Annotated in this window: 8 protein-coding genes; all 8 read left to right on the top strand. The window is 38.8% G+C overall.

Annotation, left to right across the window (positions count from 1 at the left end; all coding sequences use genetic code 11):
* The coding region (locus ACFO6W_RS25905; protein WP_380002008.1) for a hypothetical protein at positions 1-514 on the top strand (514 nt) is incomplete at its 5' end.
* A 10-nt stretch (positions 515-524) separates the two neighbouring features.
* The gene (locus ACFO6W_RS25900) at positions 525-1094 is read left to right on the top strand and encodes a zinc-ribbon domain-containing protein (RefSeq protein WP_380002006.1); all 570 of its coding nucleotides are present in this window, start codon (positions 525-527) and stop codon (positions 1092-1094) included.
* A complete protein-coding gene (locus tag ACFO6W_RS25895; protein WP_380002004.1) occupies positions 1091-1672 on the top strand; it encodes a hypothetical protein in 582 nt (193 codons plus the stop codon). Before ACFO6W_RS25900 ends, ACFO6W_RS25895 begins: the two co-directional genes overlap by 4 nt.
* A gap of 3 nt (positions 1673-1675) precedes the next feature.
* On the top strand, positions 1676-2320 hold the full coding sequence (locus ACFO6W_RS25890; RefSeq protein WP_380002002.1) for a zinc ribbon domain-containing protein: 645 nt from the start codon (positions 1676-1678) through the stop codon (positions 2318-2320).
* Between the two features lie 3 nt (positions 2321-2323).
* Entirely contained in the window at positions 2324-3247 is a 924-nt protein-coding gene (locus ACFO6W_RS25885) for an SUMF1/EgtB/PvdO family nonheme iron enzyme (protein WP_380002000.1), read from the top strand.
* Between the two features lie 161 nt (positions 3248-3408).
* Positions 3409-3891 (top strand): hypothetical protein, encoded by a 483-nt coding sequence (locus tag ACFO6W_RS25880; protein ID WP_380001998.1) that lies wholly within the window; start codon positions 3409-3411, stop codon positions 3889-3891.
* A gap of 49 nt (positions 3892-3940) precedes the next feature.
* Complete coding sequence (locus tag ACFO6W_RS25875; protein WP_380001996.1) at positions 3941-4918, top strand: hypothetical protein; 978 nt, start codon at positions 3941-3943, stop codon at positions 4916-4918.
* A 99-nt stretch (positions 4919-5017) separates the two neighbouring features.
* Complete coding sequence (locus ACFO6W_RS25870; protein WP_380001994.1) at positions 5018-6124, top strand: PP2C family protein-serine/threonine phosphatase; 1107 nt, start codon at positions 5018-5020, stop codon at positions 6122-6124.
* Positions 6125-6193: the final 69 nt, after the last annotated feature.

Genomic DNA, 6193 nt, shown 5'->3' with positions numbered 1-6193 from the left:
GCGCCGTTCTGCATTTGAGGAAGCGAATCCGGGCAAAAAGTATGAAAAGGATTATCCTGTCTGGCTGGAAGCAATGATCATGAAATGTCTTGAAAAGAAGCCAGGAAACCGTTACAGGAATGCACAAGTATTTTTTGACGAGGTTGAAAGGCAGCTTGCCGGCAGTAAGGGGTGGGCAGATAATGAATTGGCAGGGAAATTGCAGGCTGAAAATACACGCCTTGTCCAAACCGTCAATCAGTTGACGCAAACTACGGCTCAGTTACAGCAAGGAAATAATGATAAGGAAAACGAAATAAAACAATTAAAATCCAGAATCCAGGAACTGCAAAAAAGCAAAGCAACGCCAGAAAATGAAACAAAGCCGGTGCCAAAATCGCAAGAGGCTATTCCTCAGAAAGAAAGCCAGCGCATTATATCAGGTAAAGCTTGTCTGGTTTGTGGTAAAAACATCAATGAAAAAGCACATTTCTGCAAATGGTGCGGAGCACGGAGTGAAAACAGGAACAATTAAAAAATAAGGTATGATTTGTAAAGAATGTAATCTTGAAAATGACAAGGACGCACGCTTTTGTGAGAACTGCGGAACGGGTTTGCAGGTGAAAGGTCAATCAGGGCTTGAAAAAATGATATGGAGCTGTATTGTGCTGCTGTACGTGTTTGTTGTAGGCGTATTTGTTACAAATAAATACCAACATGCATTTTTCGATGAGTTGTGTACTACCGCTGAACGCGCTGATCAAATGCAGAGAGAAACAGGTATTTATGGTAGTGATACTGACGCACGCTTAGCATATGGATATGAAGCAAGTCAAGACAAATACCATAGAGCATATGAAACATTTGATTTAACAAAAATGTTATTGGGTATTCTTATTATATGTGTTTTTATTATGCTTATCGTGTTGCTCGTTATGAAAAAAATCAAACTGTCATTTGGCATAACAGCCATTTTATTGTGTATTTATGCTGTAATCCCTGTATTACTTTATGATGCACGTAAAGAACTAGGATTAATTGTTGTGTTCGTTACCGCCATAGTTACAATACTTATTTATAAATATTCATTTGCAGAAAATAAAAAACTGTTATGATTTGCAGGAAATGTAATTTTAAGAATGACGCAGACGCATGCTTTTGTGAAAACTGTGGAGCGGATTTGCAGGAAATTCGAATCGAAAAGCCGCGTAACAAATGGAATTTGTCGCTAATAATTAATGGGGTATTTTGTTTTATTATAGTAGTTTTTACCGTAATAATAAGCATAAACGAAGGTAGTAGCAATCATGCAGAATACCCAACGTTTGAAGCAGTAGATAGCATTTCATATGAAAATGAAGCGGCAAAAGACAGTGTGGCTTTGAGTAAAGTGATACAAGACAGTATGGTATCCTCTCAAGTAAAAACAGAAGCGGCATCGAAAAAAACGATTTCTGAAAATACAGAAAGTTACTATAATGTAATTACAGAATTTGCATACATATATGATTATTACGGAAATTCCGAAACAGATGCTTATTTTGATAAAATTCCTGCGGGGTCTTATTATCCATATGGAACAACCCTTTTGATTGAATATGAATTTAAAGGATTTGGAAAAATTACTTATCGTGATGAAAAAGGTAATAATGTAAGAGGTTTTATTTTAATGAGTGATTTAAAAAGAAATTAAAATATGTTTTGTAAGAATTGTAGTTTTAAAAATGACAAGGACGCACGCTTTTGTGAAAATTGCGGCGCAGGTATTGAAAAAAGTCCCATTGAAACTAATAAAGCGCTCAAACGATTAATAAAATGTTATTTGATACTGTTTTATGTTTTAACACTATTTGCCCTGTATTTTGCTATAGCAAGTGTATCCGAGCCGAAAGCCAAGGAGGAATATAGTGCTTCCGTAACACAGCATGATGAATCTTATAATAATAGTCTTAAAATATATGAAAACGAGAACAGTTCGCTTGCTGATATAAGCAACTCTCTTTCTACTATTTCAATTTTCGGATTCCTATTTATAATTGTAGCTGTCATCGTTTTATATAAATTGAAAATAGTTCATTTACCATTAGCTATTAATTCCATATTGATTAGTCTGTATGCTTTTATCGTTTTAGTTCCTATCATGAACAATGTCGAAATAAGTTCTCTGATTATATGTGCTTGCATTACATTGCTCTCCGCCATTTTCACTGCGCTTATCTTTAAGTATGTTCCGAATAATGTAGGTGTGGATAGGCCGTCTCCTACAGATAGTGACTGGAAGAAATCCAATCGAAAATTGGGTGAGTCACTGATGAAAAAAATGCATAACAGTAAAAAATAAGATATGATTTGTAAAAAATGTAATTTCGAAAATGATGTAGACGCATGCTTTTGCGAGAATTGCGGTGCAAGCATTGAAATAGAAACTCCCAAACCTAAAAGAACAGTTTTTATTTCTATTATTTTGGTTTTAACCGTAATAATTACTGTGCTTGCATGGAATTTATTGAAAATAGGACTTAACGGAGAATATCTTGAGAGTAACACACTAGGGACAGTTAGTGATTCAACTGTCGCTACCCCTCCTCACCCCTCCGAGCCTGCAATGGTCTATGTACAGGGCGGTACGTTTACCATGGGCTGCACATCCGAACAGGGCAATGATTGCTATGATAATGAAAAACCTGCGCACCGGGTCACATTAAGTGATTTTTACATTGGGAAATATGAAGTAACGCAGGCGCAGTGGCAGGCGGTCATGGGCAACAATCCATCGTCTTTTAAGGGTGATAACCTGCCGGTGGAAAATGTAAGCTGGGACGACGCTGTGAGTTTTTGCCGCGAACTGAGCCGTATGACAGGCAAGACTTACCGCCTGCCGACAGAGGCGGAATGGGAATATGCCGCCCGAGGCGGCAGCAAAAAGACAGATGCCAAATACAGCGGGAGTTATTCTCCCGACAAGGTAGCCTGGTACGGAGATAATTCAGGCAACAAGACGCATCCGGTGGGAACAAAGCAGGCTAACGAGCTGGGTATTTACGACATGAGCGGCAATGTATGGGAATGGTGCAGCGACTGGTACGGCAGCTATCCTGCTTCTGCGCAGACAAATCCTGCCGGAGCTTCTGAGGGCTCTGACCGCGTGGCTCGTGGTGGTAGTTGGGGCGACTTCGCGGAGGGTGTACGCGTCCCGAGCCGCGGCGACGGTTCGCCCGACAACCGGAACAACTTTGTGGGCTTCCGGCTTGCCTGCAGTTCAAGATAGTTAAATAAAAATATAGGTATCGTATTAGCGGTTGGATTAAAGAATAAAATATGTTTTGTAAGAATTGTAATTTCGAAAATGACACAGACGCACGCTTTTGCGAAAACTGCGGTGTCGGTATAGAAAATGTCAAACCCAAGTATAATCCGCTTTTTATTGTTTTGGCAATCGTATTTGCTATCATTGCCCTCGGTTTATGTGTTTATATCTCCACACTACGGCATGATTCAACACTAGCAGAACCCCGGGAAGCAACAGAAAAGACAATAGAGGAATTAAGGAAACTGGTTTTTCAGTGGAATGATGCCCATTTATCAAAAGATACAGGTTTATTTTCAGATTTATTTAATGGTATTGTCCTGTTTTACGGTACACAATTGGATAAAAATATATGTATAGAGAAAAAAATATCGCTTTTCTCTAAAATCCCGGATTTCAAACAGGCAATATTTGGCAATATAGATGTGGAGAAAATAAGCGATGCAGAATACAGGTGTAATTTTATGAAACGTGTTACAGCAGATAATAACGTTACTGATTATCCATCATATTTGGTATTCAGGGAAATAAACGGTGACTGGAAAATTGTAACCGAAAGCGACTTAATAACGGATAAAAACCTTGCAAAGCAAAGAAAAAAATAAGTAAGTGAATGAAAAAAAATGAAATCGTTAAACTTCTAATCATTATATTATGTTACAAAAATTGAAAGAAAAAATTGAAAAAATCGCAAGCGGTTTTATACCCAAAGACGATGCAACGGGTGTAAATAAGCCGGGGGAACTTTCCCGCCAACAATTAGTGAACCAAATATTGGAACACTTCCAACTGAGCTTTGCGGAAGAAACCACGGACGAAAGTATGCTTTATCCCACTTCGTTTAATATTGTGCTGCATCCCGATGATTATGCCAAACGCCAACAGGGTTTTGCGCAAACATCGAAAGATTCTGCATCCAAATTCCATAAGTTTTTAAAGGGAAAACTGGCCCAATATGCCGATCATATTCCACACGCCACTTATTGGAGTTTCCAGTTTTCGTCCTGTGGAGCCGGTGATAATGTAGAGGCAGGCAATGGTTCGTTCTCCGTAGTAGAGGCAGGTGAGGCAATAATAATGTCTTCACTTTATTCCATCGATTTTTCAGCGGCTAATATGGCATCCGGTACTAACATTAAAACAACCCGCAAACCCCAAGGTTCACTAACTACGGAATCATACAATATGAATAAGGATGCGTTATTAGGAATGGACATCCTGAATAAGGATAAATTCAGGATAAATTTCGATAAGGAGTTTGGTGCAGCCAAGGAACCTGTAAGCATAACCGGCTCTGATATGGAAGCCAATGCCTATGCCGTACTGAAATTCAAAGAAGGATCAGTTTCCAAATCCTACTTTATGATCGACCAGCAAATTGAAATATCGGGAAAGAAAGATACCCGTGGCGGAACAAAATTCCTTAAACTCGATAGTGACGATATGATAAACAGCCATGTGATTATAAAATTTGAAAAGAACGTGTTTCAGATTGCCGCCTTTGGAAATACCAAACTCAATTCGCGGACACTTAAACTCAGTCAGGGAGCAGATATAACATGGTATGATTTGGCAAAATCATCCTCAATACTTATAAATGATCATATTATTATTGATTTTAAAGCGAAATAAATTATGTTGAAATTTTTATTGATCATAGCAATTCTGGCGCTAGTCGTCTTTTTATTTAAACAACACCGCAATAATTATCCTAATTAAAAAATATATAAAATGGGACATACTATTTCTTTTTGGGGTAAAACCGATATGGGTAAAATCCGCACTAACAACGAGGATGCTTATATTGTCCAAAAAATTTGGGACGAAAATCATATCCTTGCCGTCGCTATCGATGGTGTAGGAGGCTACGACGGTGGAGAAGTGGCTGCCGAAATTGCTCAAAAAACCATAGTAGAGTATCTTCAGGAATACCCCAACGGCGAACGGCTCGAATTACTTAAACAGGCTGTTATCGAGGCTAACAACAAGATTTTTGAAGAGCGAACCGTTCAAACGCAGTTTGCCAATATGAGTTGTGTACTTACGGCATGTCTGGTAGAGGTAGCCCGCAAACAAATCAACATGGTACATGTGGGAGATACGCGATTGTACCAGTATTGGCATAATAAATTGGAAAAACTCTCCCATGACCATTCGCTTGTGGGCTATCGCGAAGAAGTAGGCGACCTGAGCGAAGACGAGGCCATGAACCACCCGCAACGCAATGTTATCAACAGGGATATAGGTTCCGGTCGTCACGAAACTAATGATGAAGATTTTCTCGATTCTGCCGTTTTCCCTTTACAGCCAAACAGTACACTTCTGCTTTGTTCGGATGGCTTGTGCGATATGGTTAAATCTTCGGAAATGGTATCTGTGCTGGCAGACACACGCACTCTCGACGATAAAGTACAACAACTGATTGAGTTAGCCAACCAAAAGGGAGGGAAAGACAATATTACAGCAGTTCTTGTGGAGTATCAAAGCGATGAACAGGAACCTGTCGGTATAGAAAACGAAAATGTACAACCTAATATCCGTGTAGAAACAATAGATGAATCCAAATCAAAAACCGGAAAAATGAAAAAACTCACCATCGCATCCGTTATGTTTATAGTCTTAGCGATTGCTTTTACCGGCGGCTGGTTTAGCAAGTCGTATTATGACAAGTCCAAATCTATGCAATTCCAACCGAAAACATCAGTTAATAATCCGACAAATGAAATACCTACAGATACTATAGAGGTTCGAAAAGACACGGTTATCAGCATTCCTGTCGACATATGTAAAATGAATAATAAACAGTTGTTTATCAAGGTACTTAATGAGCCTAAATAGGAGATGGAATATTGAAAATGAATCATTCAAAAACAAAAATATATGGCAATAATTGATTTAGTCAGATGG

The sequence above is a fragment of the Dysgonomonas termitidis genome (genome assembly GCF_042654545.1).
Lineage (GTDB): Bacteria > Bacteroidota > Bacteroidia > Bacteroidales > Dysgonomonadaceae > Dysgonomonas > Dysgonomonas termitidis.
This window is presented reverse-complemented; position numbering and strand designations above follow the sequence as displayed.